This window comes from Amycolatopsis sp. CA-211722 (assembly GCF_056828465.1).
This window is the reverse complement of sequence record NZ_CP184752.1, coordinates 325,549-340,579: the sequence shown is the minus strand read 5'-3', so window position 1 is coordinate 340,579 and position 15,031 is coordinate 325,549. Positions and strand designations below refer to the sequence as shown.

The window sequence follows — 15,031 nt, the reverse complement described above, 5'->3', positions numbered from 1 at the left end:
TTTACAAAGCGGGTCACCTGGGGACGAGATCGGTGATGACCCAGTTATCGCCTTCGCGCTCCGCGGTGATCGAAAGCTGGGCCGCGGCCGTTGTCGAAGAATTGTTGTCGGCCCGGGTGGCCGCTTGATCGAGGAATACCAGCAGCCTCGCTTTACCGTCGCCGAGTTCCTGAACGGCGGATGAGGAGACGCGCGTGGTGAGGACGAGTTTCTGCGCCGGTGCCTTTTCCCGGACTTGCGCGAACAACTGGTTGTACGACTCCAGCGCCTTGCCTCTGAGCACCGACGCGGCCGCCTTTTCGGTGGCGTCGGTCCGGTCGTAGGAATAGGAGAAGATCTTGTCGAGCGCCACGGTCACCGCGGAGTTCACCTCGGCCGTCGCGCCGACGTCGGTGAGCGCGGTGTTCGCCGCCGACGGCGCCGCCGAGAGCGACCTCGCCTCCAGCGTGAACCACACCCCGGCCGCGACCAGCACCGCCGCCGCGACCAGCAGGATCAGCGGCAGCTTCGGACGGCGCGACGGCTTCTCGGCGACCACCTCGGCTTCGGTTTCGGGAACGGCGGCTTCGGGTTCGGTGCCGGCTTCGGGTTCGGGTTCGACGGAGGCGTCGGCCGTGGCGGTCATCGCGCACCCACCGGCAGCTGGTCGAGCGCGCTGAGCTTCCAGCCCTCGCCGGTCCTGGTCAGCCCGGCGGCGAACCGGTTGCGCTTCGTCGTCGGCGCCGCGCCCTCCTTCGCCATCGTGATCTCCACCGACGCCAGCATCTTGGCCGTTCCCGCGTGATCGTCCAGTTCGCTGATCGCCGCGTCGAGCACCTTGCCCGTCGAGACGGTCGCGTCCTTGGTGAGCGTCCGTTTCGTCGCGTCGTCGGCCTTGCCCAGCTGCTCGCGCAGCGGGCCGGTGGACGCGGCGAGCCAGTCGGCGATGCCCTGGTCGACGCGGTGGTGGTCGAGGCTGGTGAGCCGGGCGACGAGTTCGCGGCCGGACTTCAGGGCTTCGTCGCGCGAGTTCCCGTAGGCCACGGCGTCGGAACCCGTCGCGGTGACCCAGGTGTACCCGGCCCATCCCGCGAACGCGCAGGCCGCGGCGAACACGGCGATCGCGATCTTCAGTTGCGCAGCCACAACATCTCCTCGAGGCTGGTGGACGTCGGCTGGCCGTCGGCGCCGAAACCGCCGGGGATCGCGGCGGGCGGGACGCCGCCCTTCGGCGCGTTCTGCGAGCCCCGGACCGAACTCGCGTTGCCCTTGTCGAGCGTGCACGCGACACCGGTCTTGAACGGCAGCGGCGCCAGTTCCGCGCTGCTGCGGATCTCCGTGGCCTCGTAGCCCTTCGTGCACGGCATCGGGTCGAAGAAGGTCAGCACCAGCTCGGTGCGCACGGAACCCCCGTCGACGGCGGCGTCGACCGCGGACACCGCCTTCGGGGTGTTGATCAGCAGTTGCCGGAGGCCGTCGGTGCGCGCGGAGAACACCTGTGCCGTGGTGAGCAGGTTGGCCAGCAGGATCGGCAGGCCCGGCTCGTTGTCCCGCAGGAGCCCGGAGAGCTGGGTCGCCGCGTCGGGCGCGGTCGCGATCAGCCGCCGGAGGTCACCGTCCGAGCGGGACAGCTGCTCGGCGAACTGCTTGGCGTTGCCGCTGAACTGCCGCCACGCCTGTGACGAGTCGACCTGGGTCTTCAGCACGGTCGAGCCGTCGGTGATCAGCTTCTCCGTCTGCGGCAGGTGATTCGCCGCCTGCTTCGTGAAGTCGGTGGTGGAGTCCAGCAGCACCTGCAGGTTCGCGCCGGAGCCGCGCAGGGCGTTGTCGAGTTCGTCGACCACCGTCCGCAGATCCTCGGTCGGCACGGACGCGGTCAGCGAGTCGAGGTCGGTCAGCAGATGCTGCACCGGCAGCGGAACGGCCGTCGCCTCGCGCGGGATGACCGAACCTTCGGCGAGGTACGGCCCGTCGCCGGTCCGCGGCTGGAGGTCGACGAACTGCTCGCCCACCGCGGACCGGTTCGCCACCACCGCCCGCGAGTTCACGGGGATCGGCGGCGCGTCGTCGTCGATCAGCAGATCCGCTTCCATGCCGCCGTCGGTGAGCCGTAGTTCGCCGACCCGGCCGACGGCGACGCCCCGGTAGGTCACCTCACCGTTGGTGAACAGGCCACCGCCGTCGGTCAGCGAGAGCTTCACGGTGTACCCGCCCGCCCCGAAGAGCCGGCCGAGTCCCGCGTAGTTCGCCCCGACGAACGCCGTCGTCGCCAGCGCGAGGACGACGAACGCGATCACCTGGATCCGGACACGGGTGGTGAGCATCAGCTACCTCCGGAGGACGGCAGCGGCAAGGTCGGGAGCCCTGGCGGAACCCCTTCACCAGGAGGCGGGAGTTCGACACCCGGCCCGGGGATGACCGAGGCGTACACGTTCAGGTAGTCGCCCTTGATGCCGTCGCGGACGGCGTCGGTGAACGGGAACGTCGGCAGGATCTCCAGCGACTGGGGCAGGGCCTCCCCGGCATCGGCCAGCCGCTTGAGGATCGGCGCGAGCGCGGTGAGATCCGCGACGAGATCGGCCCGGCTCTTCTTGATCACGTCGACGCCGACCCCGGAGAGCCGGTCCAGCGCCTGCAACATCGAGACGAGCTGCGTGCGCTGGTCGGAAAGGCTCTGGAGGCCGGGGGTGAGATCGGTGAGCGCGCCCTCGACCTGCTTCTTCCGGTTCGCCAGCGTGGCCGAGAGCCGGTTGAGCCCGTCGAGGGCGGAGGTGATGTCGGAGCGGTGCGTGTCCAGGTTGGACACCAGCTGCTCCACAGTGGACAGGAACGAGCGGATCTCCTCCTCGTTGCCGTCCATCACCTTCGACAGCTCGCGGTTGATGGTCTGCAGCTGGCCGATACCGCCGCCGTTGAGCAGCAGGGACAGCGCGCCGAAGATCTCCTCGAACTCCGGGTTGCGGTTCGTGCTCGCGACCGGGATCACCGCGCCCTCGCCCAGCCTGCCCTCGGCCTTCGCCGCGCTCGGGGCCAGTTCGATGAACTTCTCGCCGAGCAGGCTGGACTGCCGCAGCCGCGCGATGGCGTTGGCGGGCAGATGGACGTCGCCGTTGACCGCCAGGACGGTCTCGGCGGTCCAGCCGTCCTCGCCGAGCTTGATCGTCTCGACCCGGCCGACCGGGACGTCGCCCACCTTCACCGCCGCCTGCGGCACCAGGTCGAGGACGTCGGCGAACTGCACGGTCACCCGGTACGGATGGTCGCCGATGTCCGCGCCGCCGGGGAGCGGCAGGTCGTAGACGCCCTTGAAGTCCGAGGAACAGGCCGTGAGCGCGACGCAGCACGCGGCGAGCGCGGCGATCGCCCGTTTCGTGGCCATCAGCGCCCCCCGGTGTAGGTGTCGCCGGCGACGGGCAGCGGGAGCGGGGCGTATTCGAGCATGTTGCCGCGGCTTTGCAGCTTGCCGGTCTTCGGGTCGACGGCTTCGAGCACGTTCGTCACCGCCAGCGGGATCGTGTCGAGGGTCTCGGCCAGCGCGGCGCGTTTGTCGACCAGTGTCCCGGTCGTCACCGCCAGCTTGTCCACATTGGACTTGATCAGCGCGCGGTTGTCCTTGATGAACTGCTGGATCTCCGCCAGCGCGCCGCCGAGGCCGTTGAGCGCGCGGGCGAGCTCGTCCTTGTTCGCGGCCAGTGTCCCGGTCACCGAGGCGAGCTGCTTGTTGACCTCGCCGACGTTCCGGTCGTTGGTCGCCAGCATCGAAGTGAACCGCTGCAGCTCGTCGACGGTGGCGAACAGGTTCTGCGAGTTCCCGGACAGGGTCCTGGCGAGATCGGCGAAGTTGCGCACCGACTCGTTGAACGGCTTGCCGTTGCCCTGGAGGTTCTTCGCGCCGGTGCGCAGCAGCTCCGAAAGCGCGCCGTCGGCGTTCGCGCCGTTGGGGCCGAGCGCCTTGGCGAGGGTGTCGAGGCTGGAGTAGAGCTGGTCGAGCTCCACCGGCGTTCCGGTGCGCTCGACCGGGATCACCGCGCCGTCGTCGAGCCGGTTCCCGGCGCGGGTGAGCTTGGTGAACTGGACGTAGCGGTCGGCCACCACACTCGGCGCCACGACCAGGACGTTCGTGTCGGCGGCGATCGGCGTCGCGCCGTCGACGGTCAGCACGACCTCGACCTGCTCCCCGCGCGGATTCACCGATTCCACCTGACCGACCCGGACGCCGAGCACGCGCACGTCCGATCCACTGTAGACACCGACCGCGCGGGAGAAGTACACCGTCACCCGGTCGAGCCCGCTGCCGGAGAAGATCCACCAGAGCCCGCCGACGACGGCCAGCGCGAGCACGAGCGCGAGCGTGACGAATCTGCTGATCACCGGCCACCTCCCCGGACCGGCGCGGTGCAGGGATCCCGGTTCTCCGGGATGAGGCCGCACAGATAGCCGTCCACCCAGCGCCCGTTGCCGAGCGAGTTGTTCACCACGCGGAAGTACGGCGCGGCGAGGTCGAGGCTCTTGGCGAGATTGTCGTTCTGCCGCTGCAGGATGTCGGTCACCTCTCCGAGCTGGCTGAGCGCGCCGCCGAGCTGGTCCTTGTTGTCCTTCACCAGACCCGAAAGCTGGGTGGCGAGCTCCTGCGAGCCGGTCAGCAGGTCGTGGATCGCCTGCCGCCGCTTGTCCAGTTCGGTCAGCAGCAGGTTGCCGTCCGAAAGGAGTTTGGCGAAGTCGTCGTTCGAGTTCGCGAGCGTCGTGGTGAGGCCGTGCGCGTTGGACAGCAGGCTGGCGAGTTCGTTGTCCCTGGAGGACACGGTCTTCGACAGCGAGGTCAGCCCTTCGAGCGCTTTCTTGATGTGCGCGGGCGAGTTCTTGAACGTGTCGGACAGCGTGGTGAAGCTCTCCGCGAGCTGATCGGTGTCGATGGCGCCCGCGGTGTCGGCCAGCCCGTTGAACGCCTCGGTGACGTCGTACGGGGTCACGGTTCTGGTGCGCGGGATGACCTGTTTCGGGTTCTGCACCGTCTCGCCGGTCGGGCGCAGGGCGAGGAACTTCCGGCCCAGCAAGGTCTTGATCTTGATCTCGGCGGCGGTCTTGTCGCCGATCCACGCGTCCTTGACCCGGAAGCTCACCACCACGTGGTCTTCGGCGAGCCGGACGTCGCTCACCTCGCCGACCTTGATCCCGGCGATGCGGACTTCGTCGTCCTGCTGCAACCCGGCCGCTTCGGAGAATTCGGCCTGGTAGGTGGTCCCGGAGCCGATGATCGGCAGGTTCTCGTAGTTGAGCGTCGCGGTCAGCACGGCGGCCGCGACGGCACTGCCGACGAGCCCGACGACGATCGGGTTCCGCTCCTTGAAGGGTTTCACGACGTGCACCTCTCCGCCGTCGCCGGGACCCCGCGCGGAGGTTCGGTCCGCAGGACGGACGAGCACAGGTAGAAGTTCATCCACGAGCCGTAGGAGCCGATCCGGCCGAGGTCGTTCAGCTTCCCCGGGAGCACGGTCAGGACGCGGTCGACTTCGGCCTTGCCCTCGTCGGTCGTCAGCTGGCCGGCCAGCAGACCGAGCCCCTCGATGCTGTCCTTGAGCGGTTTCCTGCCCTGGTCGAGCAGCCCGGCCGTGGCGGTGGTGAGATCCGCGAGCCCGGAGACGGCCTCCCCGATCTCGGTGCGGTCACCGGCGAGCCCGGCCACCAGCTCCTTCAGTGTGGAGACCAAAGTGGACAGTGCGTCGCCCTTGCCGTTGATGCTCTTCAGCACCGTGTCGAGATTCGTGATCACGTCGCCGATCACCTTGTCGCGACCGGCGAGCGTGGTGGTCAGCGAACCGGTGTGGGCCAGCAGGCTTTCCACTGTGCCGCCCTCGCCCTGCAGCACCTGGACGATCTCGCCGGAAAGCTGGTTGACGTCCTGGGGCGACAACGCCTGGAACAGCGGTTTGAAGCCGTTGAACAGTTCCGTGAGATCCAGGGCGGGCGTCGTGCGCTCCAGCGGGATCTCCGCGCCGGGCTCCAGGAGCTCGCGGGTGCCCTTGCCGCGTTCGAGCGCGATGTAGCGCTGGCCGACCATGTTGCGGTACTTGACCACCGCGGTCACGTCGGCGGGCAGGCTGCGGTGGGAGTCGAGGGAGAACCGGACGCGGGCCAGGCTGTGGTCGGCGATCTCGAGCTCCTCGATCTGGCCGACCCGGACTCCGGAGATCCGGACGTCGTCGCCGACGTTGAGCGAGGTGGCGTCGAGGAACTTGGCGCTGTAGGTCTTCGTGTCACCGAGGCCGGTGTTCGTGATGGACACCGCCAGCAGCACCGTGGCCAGCGTCGTGACGACGACGAAGATCAGCCCCTTGATCAGCGGGCTCACGAAGTTCCTCATCGCAGGGTCACCTCCGTGCCCCGGTAGAGCGGGCCGACGAGCACGCTGCCCCAGGCGGGCACCTCGGCCGTCGGAACGCCCATGGCCGGCGCGACGAGCGTGGAGATCAGTTCCCGTTCCTGTGGGGAGTTCGCCAGGCCGAGGTCGCCCTGCGCGCCCGGGAGCGCCGCGGTCTGCTCACCGGTCGCCTCGATCCCTTGGCTCATCAGGCCGTTCGTCGGGTAGCAGCGCGGTTCACCGGTCGCGTCGTAGACCGGATCGTCCTTGCCGGGGACGTACTTCCCCCGGGGCCGGCTGACGGTGATCTCCGCGTGCAGGCCGGGTTCGCCGGTCCCGGCGCCCAGCGCCTTGTCCATCTGCGGCTTCAGCTTGGCCATCGCGTCCAGCGTGCAGGCGAAACTGGGCGAGTACTTCGCGCCGATCTCCAGCGGTGCGCGGCTGTCGGCGGCGAGCGCGATGATGTTGGCGCGGTTGTTGGCGAGGAACGTCGTGACCTGCTGGGAGGACGACGTCACCTGCTGGTACACCGAGGCCAGCTCCGCCCGTTTCTCCTCGACCGTGTCGAGTGTGACGGCCGAGGCGCTCAGCGCGTCGAGCAGATCGGGCGCGATGTCGCCGTACAGCTTCGAAACCGTGGCGAGGTCACGGATGTTGTCGTTCAGCTTCGGGAGGTTCGGGTTGAAGTCCTTCAGATAAGCGGCCGCGGTGGCGAGCGTGTCGCCGATCTGGTCGCCGCGGCCCTCCAGCGCGGTGGAGACGGTGGTCAGCGTGGTCGCGAGCTTCTGCGGCTGCACGGCCTTGAGCAGGGGCAACAGGTTGTCGAAGACCCGCTCCAGCTCGATCGCGTTGGCCGACCGGTCCTGCGTGATCACGTCGCCCGAGCTCAAGGGTCCGGCCTTCGATCCGTCCGGAATGGACAGTTGCACGTACCGCTCACCGAACAGCGTCTTCGGCACGAGCAACGCGGACACGTTCTTGGGAAGTTTCGAGACCTTCCCCGGCTCCATGGCCAGATCGATCTCCGCGCCGCCCGGCGTCGCGCGGACGTCACGGATCTCACCGACCACCACGCCGCGGGCCTTGACCTGCCCGCCCTGGCGCAACTGGTTGCCGACGCGGTCCGCCTGCAGCGTCACCGGCACGGAGTCGACGAAATCCTTCCGGTAGATCTTGATCGACAGCAGCACGAGGGCGGACATCACCACGAGGAACAGCACCCCGGCCGTCCTGACCCCGGCTTTGCGCAACCCGCGCCGGCTCATCCGGCCACCTGCACCGTCGTGGTCGCGCCCCAGATCGCGAGGCTGAGGAAGAAGTCCAGCACGCTGACCGCCACGATCGCCGTCCGCACCCCGCGGCCGACGGCGACACCGACACCCGCCGGTCCGCCGCTCGCGCGGAAGCCGTAGTAGCAGTGGGCGAGCACGATCACGACGCTGAACACCAGCACCTTGCCGAAGGACCAGAGCACGTCACCCGGTGGCAGGAACAGCAGGAAGTAGTGGTCGTAGGTGCCCGCGGACTGGCCGTAGAACCAGACGGTGATCTGGCGCGACGCGAGATACGAGGTCAGCAGGCCGATCGCGTACAACGGGATGACCGCGAGGAAACCCGCGATGATCCGGGTGGTCACCAGGTACGGGACGCTGGGGATGCCCATCACTTCCAGCGCGTCGATCTCCTCGGAGATGCGCATCGCGCCCAGCTGCGCGGTGAAACCGCAGCCGACGGTGGCCGACAACGCCAGCCCGGCCACGAGCGGCGCGATCTCGCGGGTGTTGAAGTACGCGGAGACGAATCCGGCGAACGCCGACGTACCGACCTGGTTGAGCGCCGAGTACCCCTGGAGCCCGACGACCGTGCCGGTGAACACGGTCATCCCGATCATCACGCCGATCGTGCCGCCGATGACCGCGAGCGCGCCGCTGCCGAAGCTGACTTCGGCCAGCAGGCGGGTGATCTCGCGGAGGTAGCGGCGCACCGCGCGCGGCACCCACGCGAGTGCCTTGAGGAAGAAGAGGATCTGGTCGCCGAGCGTGTCCAGGAAGCCGAACCGGCGGTCCACGGCTTCGCGGACCCGCGTCGTCCGGGTGGGTGTCGTCGTGGCCATCAGCTGCCCTTCGCCGGGACGAGCTGCAGGTAAAGCGTCGTCAGCACGAGGTTCAACAGGAACAGGAGCAGGAACGTGATGACCACGGATTGGTTCACCGCGTCACCAACGCCTTTCGGTCCGCCTTTCGGATTGAGCCCGCGATAAGAGGCGACGATCGCCGCGACGAAACCGAAGATGACCGCCTTGATCTCGCTGATCCAGAGGTCCGGAAGCTGCGCGAGCGCGGAGAAACTGGCCAGATACGCACCCGGTGTCCCGTTCTGCATGATGACGTTGAAGAAATAGCCACCCAGGACGCCGACCACGCTGACCATTCCGTTGAGGAATGCGGCGACCCCCATCGCGGCGAGTACCCGCGGCACGATCAGGCGCTGGATGGGAGAGACCCCGAGCACCTCCATCGCGTCGATCTCCTCGCGGATCGTGCGGGACCCGAGGTCCGCGCACATCGCCGAGCCGCCGGCGCCCGCGATCAGCAACGCGGTCACGATCGGGCTGGCCTGCTGGATGATCGCCAGCACACTGGCCGCGCCGGTGAAGGACTGCGCGCCAATCTGCGCGGTCAGCGAACCGATGTGCAGCGCGATCACCGCGCCGAACGGGATCGCGACCAGTGCCGTCGGCAGGATCGAAACACTCGCGATGAACCAGAACTGCTGGATCAGCTCGCGCGCCTGGAACGGCCGCCGGAAGGTCAGGCGGACGACGTCGAGGCCGAGTGAGTAGAGCCTGCCGGTCTCCCGGATCGCACCCGCGCCGGGGAATGAGGGTGCGTTAGTCCGGACGCCCACGCCGACCCTCCCGTTTTCCGGGCACGGCGAATACACCCCAGCTTGCGCAATTCCTTTGCTCCGAATGGCGGAACGGAATCGTTGAACAGTATCAACGGGGTGTTACCGTGCTGTTTGCTACTGGTCGGTACGCTAATCACGCGCCTGCCTGGTGACAAGAACTTCGGTGTGATCAAGACGTCACGTCCTGGTAACCGGGGAATTCTTGTCTTTTTCTGACAAAGGCGGGCTCGGGCCTTGTCCGTTCTTTCGCGTTCGGTGGGGCGTTGGTCCGTTCGGGGCGCGGGCTCGCTGGGTGCCGAGTCCGTGAAGGCCTCCTTGAGGGACTTGAATCCATGCTGTGGCGCGCAGCGTCTCCGTTGAGGGTGGCGGCGGGGGCATGGATGGACCCTCAAGGAGGCCTTCACGGAACGGGGACCGGCTCGCCGGTATCGGCGCTGACGCCGGTCGGTCATGTGTCATGAAAGGGTCGTTCAGGACATCTTTCGTCCTGAACGACCCTTTCATGACACGCGCCGCGGTGCTGCCACGCACACCGCCGCCTCCGGTCCTGCGCGACCTCGGATGCCATGAACGGTCCGTTCCTTGCAAAATTCGCAAGGAACGGACCGTTCATGGCACCTGCGGGCAGGCGAGACCGCCCGGCGTCAGCGCGCCAGTTCGGAGACCAGCTCGTAGGACCGCACCCGGTCCGCCTGGTCGTGCACCATCGTCGTGATCATCAGCTCGTTCGCGCCCGTGTCCGCCAGCAGGGTTTCGAGTCCCTTGTGGACCGTCTCGGGTGAACCGATGACACTGCTCGCTGCCCGGTCCTCGATGAACACGCGCTCGATGTCGGTGTACGGGTAGGCCGCGGCCTCCTCCGGCGTCGGCAGCGGAATGGGGCGGCCCTTGCGCAGGCTGAGGAACGTCAGGCCGCTGGGGGCGGCGAGGTACTGCGCCCGCTCGTCGGTCTCGGCGGCCACCACGGAGACGCCGAGCATCACGTACGGCTCGTCGAGGACGTCCGACGGTTTGAAGGAATCGCGGTAGAGCGCCACGGCGGGAAGCGTGTTCTCGGCGCTGAAGTGGTGCGCGAACGAGAACGGCAGGCCCAGTTCGCCCGCCATCCGCGCGCTGAAACCGCTCGACCCGAGCAGCCACACCGGCGGCTTGTTGCCTTCGGCGGTCACGGCGTTGACGGCGCGCTGGTCGGAGTGCTCGAAGTAGGCCAGCAGCTCCGCGAACTGCTGCGGGAAGTTCTCCGCGGTGAGCCCGCCGGGGCCGCGCAGCGCCAGCGCGGTCCGCTGGTCGGTGCCCGGGGCGCGCCCGATGCCGAGGTCGATCCGGCCGGGGTGGAACGCCTCCAGGGTGCCGAACTGCTCGGCCACCACCAGCGGCGCGTGGTTCGGCAGCATGACCCCGCCGGAGCCGACCCGGATGCGTTCGGTGGCGGCCGCGACCTGGCCGATCATCACGGCGGTCGCGGAGCTCGCGATACCGGGCATGTTGTGGTGCTCGGCGAGCCAGTACCGGTGGTAGCCGAGGGCTTCGGTCCGGCGCGCGAGGTCGAGGGTGTTGCGCAGCGAATCCGCGACACCGCCTCCGGCCACGACGGGCGAGAGGTCGAGCACGGACAGCGGGATGTCAGGCAAAGAGGTCACGCGTCCGTACAACGCCGTGGGCCCTCGATCCCTTCCCGTCCCTGTCGATCGATCGAAATTAACCGACTCGATGTACCCGATACCCGGCGGGGTTCCCCCCTTTCCAGGGTACGGTTGCCCTCTAATGCGAGCGTGGGAAAACCACTGAAAAGAAAGGATTAAGGGTGCCGCGTCCGGAACGACCGCTGGACCCCGGGGACGATCCGTTGCTGGGGTTCGCCGCCGATCTCCGGCGACTGCGGGAGAAGGCCGGAAATCCGACGTACCGGGAGCTGGGCAGGCGCGCCCATTACTCCGCCGGCACACTCTCCGAGGCCGCCGGCGGGAAGAAGATGCCCAGCTTGGCGGTCACGTTGGCCTACGTCCGGGCGTGCGACGGCCCCGAGGACGAGTGGGAGGCGCGATGGCACGACGTGACCGAGCGGACGCGCCCCGGAGTCGATGATTCACCGGTTGCCCCGCTGAATGGGGAATCGGTCCCTTATATCGGCCTTGCCGCATTCGGGCCGGATGACGCGAGCCGATTCTTCGGTCGCGAACGACTTGTCGGAAAACTCGTCTCGAGACTTTCGAACCAACGATTCTTGGCCGTTCTGGGGGCTTCGGGTTCCGGTAAGTCGTCCTTGCTCCGGGCGGGTCTCCTCCCCGTGGTCGGCGAGACCTCGGTCACCCTCTTGATGACCCCGGGATCGCGCCCCCTGCAGGAGTGCGCCGTCCAGTTCGGCGCCGCGCTCGGGCTCGCCCCCGGCGGGCTGCTCACCGAGTTCACCGACCATCCCCGCAACCTCGGGCTGGCCGCGCGTCAGCTGGTCGCCGACCGCGAGGGCGACGTCGTGCTGGTCGTCGACCAGTTCGAAGAGGTCTTCACGCTCTGCCAGGACGCCGGCGAACGGGCGGCCTTCCTGTCGGCGCTGGTCACCGCGACGACCGGGCCGGAGAGCCGGACCAGGGTCGTCCTCGGCATCCGCACCGACTTCTACACCCACTGCGCGCGGCATCCCGAGCTGGTCGAGGCGATGCAGGACGCGCAGATCCTCGTCGGCCCGATGAGCACCGAGGAGCTGCGGCAGGCCATCTCGCGGCCGGCGATCGACGCCGGGTACCGCGTCGAGAACGCGCTGGTCTCGCGGCTGGTCGCCGACGCGACCGGGCAGCCAGGCGTGCTCCCGCTGCTCTCGCACGCGCTGCTGGAGACCTGGCGCCGCCGCCACGGCAACACGCTCACCCTCACCGGCTACGAGTCCACCGGCGGGATCGAACGGTCGGTCGCCCAGACCTCCGAGCACACCTTCACCGCGTTGACCGACCACCAGCAGCGGCTGGCGAACCAGATCTTCCTGCGGATGACCGCCCTCGGCGAAGGTACCGAGGACACCAAACGCCGCATCACCCGCGACGAGGTGGACGCAGACGACCCGGACGTCGCCGTCGTGCTGGACAGGCTCGCGTCGTCGCGGCTGGTCACCCTCGACGACAACGGCATCGAGATCGCGCACGAGGCGCTGATCAGGGGCTGGCCGCGCCTGCGCGAGTGGCTCGCCGAGGATCGTGAAGGCCTGCGCGTGCACCGCCAGCTCACCGAGGCCACCGACGCGTGGGAATCCGTCGGCCGCGACGACGGCTGGCTCTACCGCGGCGCGCGGCTGGCCATCGCCAGGGAGTGGGCGGGGGAGCACGACGGCGCGCTTTCCCAGCGTGAACGCCGGTTCCTCGAAGCGAGCGTCGCGATCGAGAACCACGAGCAGGCCGTCGCCCGGCGCCGCACCCGGCGGCTGCGTCAGCTGGTCGCGCTCCTGGCCGTGCTGCTGGTGCTGGCGACGGCCGCGATGGCGTACGCCGTCCGTGCCGAGCAGACCGCGACGAGCCAGCGCAACAGCGCGCTCGCGCAGAAGGTCGCCGGGCAGGCCATCGAGATGCGGACGACGAATCCCGCGCTGGCCGCGCAGCTCGCGCTGGCGGCGTACCGCGTCGATCCCAGCGTGGACACCCGCGGCAGCGTGCTCGGGATGTTCGAGTCGCCGTACTCGACCCGCGTCCGCGGGCACGGCCACCGCGTCAACGCGACCGCGCTGCGCGGCGACGGCCAGGTGATGGTCACCGGCAGCTGGGACCGGACGGCCAAGCTGTGGGACATCAAGGACCCTCATCGCCCGAACGAGCTGGCCACGCTGACCGGGCACACCGGCAACGTCAACTCGGTGTCGTTCAGTGCCGACGGCGCCACGGTCGCGACGGCGGGCTGGGACAAGACGGCGCGGCTCTGGAACGTCGCCGATCCGGCGAAACCCGGGCCGGGCGTACTGGCCGGGGAGCATCCGAGCCGGGTCAACGCGGTGGCGTTCAGCCCGAAGGCGGCGGTGCTCGCCACCGCGGACGGCGACGGCACGGTGCGCCTGTTCGACGTCCGCGATCCCGCGAAACCCGTGCTCGCGGCCACCCTCCCCGGGCACACCGGCAACGTCAACGGCCTCGCCTACGCCCCCGACGGGCGGACGCTCGTCTCGACCGGCGCCGACAAGACCGCGCGGCTGTGGGACGTCGCCGACCCGCTTCAGGCCAGGCCTCTCGGCGTGGTGAACGGCCACACCGCCGGCATCCACTCCGCGACGTTCAGCCCGGACGGCCGGACGCTCGCCACCGCGAGCATCGACCAGACCGCGCGCCTGTGGAACGTCACCGATCCGATGGCGCCGTCACCGCTGGGGACGACGGCCGCGCACAAGTCCATCGTGCGGTCCGTGGCGTTCAGTCCGGACGGGACGACGCTGGCCACGACCGGTTTCGACCGCGCCGCACGGCTGTGGGACGTCACCGATCCGGCGAAGCCGCGCGAGAAACCGGCGCTCGTCGGGCATACCGCGGCCGTGGTCTGGGCGGTGTTCTCGCCGGACGGCCGCACGCTCGTGACCGCGAGCGACGACCAGACGGTGCGGATGTGGGATCTGCCCGGCCCCGCGATCAGCGGTCCGGCGAGGCCGGCCTGCCGGGCGGTGTTCAGCTCCGACGGGAAGCTGCTGGCCACCGGCAGCCAAGACGGCGTGGTGCGCCTGGTCGACGTCTCCGACACCCGGAACCCGCGTGAGGTGGGCAAGGTCGCGGGCTTCGGCCAGGGCGTCTGCGGTCTCGCCTTCAGCCCGGACGGGCGGACGCTCGCCGCCGGCTCCTGGGACCACACCATGCGGCTGATCGACGTCGGCGATCCGCGCCGACCGGTCGACCTGGGCGTCTTCTACCGGCCGGCGGAGGAGATCGACCCCGTCGCGTTCAGCCCGGACGGCCGGACACTCGCGACGGCGGGTTCCGGGCACACGGTGAAGCTGTGGGACGTCTCCGACGTCCGCCGGCCCGTCGAACTCGCGACGCTGACCGGACACGAGGACGACGTCCATTCGATCGCGTTCAGCCCGGACGGCCGAACCCTGCTCAGCGGCGGATGGGACCACACCGCCCGGCTGTGGGACGTCTCGATGGCGAAGACGCCGAAGCCCCTTTCGGTCCTGAAAGGACACTCCGACACGGTGTTCTCGGTCGCCTTCAGCCCGGACGGCCGACTCGCCGCCACCGGCAGCGCGGATCGCACCGGCAGGCTCTGGGACGTGACGGATCCGGCGGCCCCGCGCGAGGCGGCGCTGCTGGCCGGGCACACCGACAATGTCATCTCGGTCGCGTTCAGCGGGGACGGGAAGACCTTCTCGACCGGCAGCTACGACCGGTCCGTGCGACTATGGGACGTCTCCGATCCGGGATCCGTCCGCCAATCGGCGAACCTGACCGACGACGTGGACCGGGTCAACGCCGTGACGTTCGCCCCCGACGGGCACACCCTCGCGGGCTCGGTCGCGGACGGCAGCGTGCGGTTGTGGGAGACCAGCCCCGAACGGGCCGCCGAACGCATCTGCGCGACGGTCTACCCGCGGATCACGGCGGAGGAGTGGGAACAACACCTGCCGGGGCTCGACTACGCGCCTCCGTGCCCGTGACCACGGCCGATTCGTTGTTCGGCGTTGTTGTTCGGTGGCTTCGGCGTGACACCGAACAACGAAGAGGCGCTAGAAATACCCCTGGACGTGCGATGCGTCCCCACATCGTTCACTCACCGGGGGTCTGAAGGGCTCCTTCAGGGCATTCACCAGTGTCCTGAAGG

General features: G+C 69.0%; 12 protein-coding genes. 1 reads left to right on the top strand and 11 read right to left on the bottom strand.

Features of this window, described 5'->3' with window-relative positions:
- Positions 1-13: 13 nt before the first annotated feature.
- The 11 genes from ACOCEP_RS01605 to ACOCEP_RS01555 form a co-directional block, all read right to left on the bottom strand.
- The gene (locus tag ACOCEP_RS01605) at positions 14-625 is read right to left on the bottom strand and encodes a hypothetical protein (RefSeq protein WP_482335399.1); all 612 of its coding nucleotides are present in this window, start codon (positions 623-625) and stop codon (positions 14-16) included.
- Positions 622-1,125, bottom strand: coding sequence for a hypothetical protein (locus ACOCEP_RS01600; protein WP_482335398.1), 504 nt, complete (start codon positions 1,123-1,125; stop codon positions 622-624). The genes ACOCEP_RS01605 and ACOCEP_RS01600 overlap by 4 nt, the downstream gene beginning before the upstream one ends.
- Complete coding sequence (locus ACOCEP_RS01595) at positions 1,110-2,303, bottom strand: MCE family protein (protein ID WP_482335397.1); 1,194 nt, start codon at positions 2,301-2,303, stop codon at positions 1,110-1,112. Before ACOCEP_RS01595 ends, ACOCEP_RS01600 begins: the two co-directional genes overlap by 16 nt.
- Positions 2,303-3,358, bottom strand: a complete 1,056-nt coding sequence (locus ACOCEP_RS01590; RefSeq protein WP_482335396.1) for an MCE family protein — start codon at positions 3,356-3,358, stop codon at positions 2,303-2,305. The genes ACOCEP_RS01595 and ACOCEP_RS01590 overlap by 1 nt, the downstream gene beginning before the upstream one ends.
- Positions 3,358-4,350, bottom strand: coding sequence for an MCE family protein (locus ACOCEP_RS01585; RefSeq protein ID WP_482335395.1), 993 nt, complete (start codon positions 4,348-4,350; stop codon positions 3,358-3,360). The genes ACOCEP_RS01590 and ACOCEP_RS01585 overlap by 1 nt, the downstream gene beginning before the upstream one ends.
- The gene (locus ACOCEP_RS01580) at positions 4,347-5,336 is read right to left on the bottom strand and encodes an MCE family protein (RefSeq protein ID WP_482335394.1); all 990 of its coding nucleotides are present in this window, start codon (positions 5,334-5,336) and stop codon (positions 4,347-4,349) included. Before ACOCEP_RS01580 ends, ACOCEP_RS01585 begins: the two co-directional genes overlap by 4 nt.
- Positions 5,333-6,340, bottom strand: a complete 1,008-nt coding sequence (locus ACOCEP_RS01575) for an MCE family protein (protein ID WP_482335393.1) — start codon at positions 6,338-6,340, stop codon at positions 5,333-5,335. Before ACOCEP_RS01575 ends, ACOCEP_RS01580 begins: the two co-directional genes overlap by 4 nt.
- Positions 6,337-7,602: an MCE family protein gene (locus ACOCEP_RS01570; protein WP_482335392.1), complete on the bottom strand. Its 1,266-nt coding sequence runs from the start codon at positions 7,600-7,602 to the stop codon at positions 6,337-6,339. The genes ACOCEP_RS01575 and ACOCEP_RS01570 overlap by 4 nt, the downstream gene beginning before the upstream one ends.
- Entirely contained in the window at positions 7,599-8,450 is an 852-nt protein-coding gene (locus ACOCEP_RS01565) for an MlaE family ABC transporter permease (protein WP_482335391.1), read from the bottom strand. Before ACOCEP_RS01565 ends, ACOCEP_RS01570 begins: the two co-directional genes overlap by 4 nt.
- Complete coding sequence (locus ACOCEP_RS01560; protein ID WP_020630757.1) at positions 8,450-9,244, bottom strand: MlaE family ABC transporter permease; 795 nt, start codon at positions 9,242-9,244, stop codon at positions 8,450-8,452. The genes ACOCEP_RS01565 and ACOCEP_RS01560 overlap by 1 nt, the downstream gene beginning before the upstream one ends.
- Positions 9,245-9,891: 647 nt before the next feature.
- Positions 9,892-10,887 (bottom strand): LLM class flavin-dependent oxidoreductase, encoded by a 996-nt coding sequence (locus ACOCEP_RS01555; RefSeq protein WP_482335390.1) that lies wholly within the window; start codon positions 10,885-10,887, stop codon positions 9,892-9,894.
- Positions 10,888-11,051: 164 nt separating this feature from the next.
- On the opposite strand from ACOCEP_RS01555, the gene ACOCEP_RS01550 reads away from it, so the two are divergent.
- Entirely contained in the window at positions 11,052-14,867 is a 3,816-nt protein-coding gene (locus tag ACOCEP_RS01550) for an nSTAND1 domain-containing NTPase (protein WP_482335389.1), read from the top strand.
- Positions 14,868-15,031: the final 164 nt, after the last annotated feature.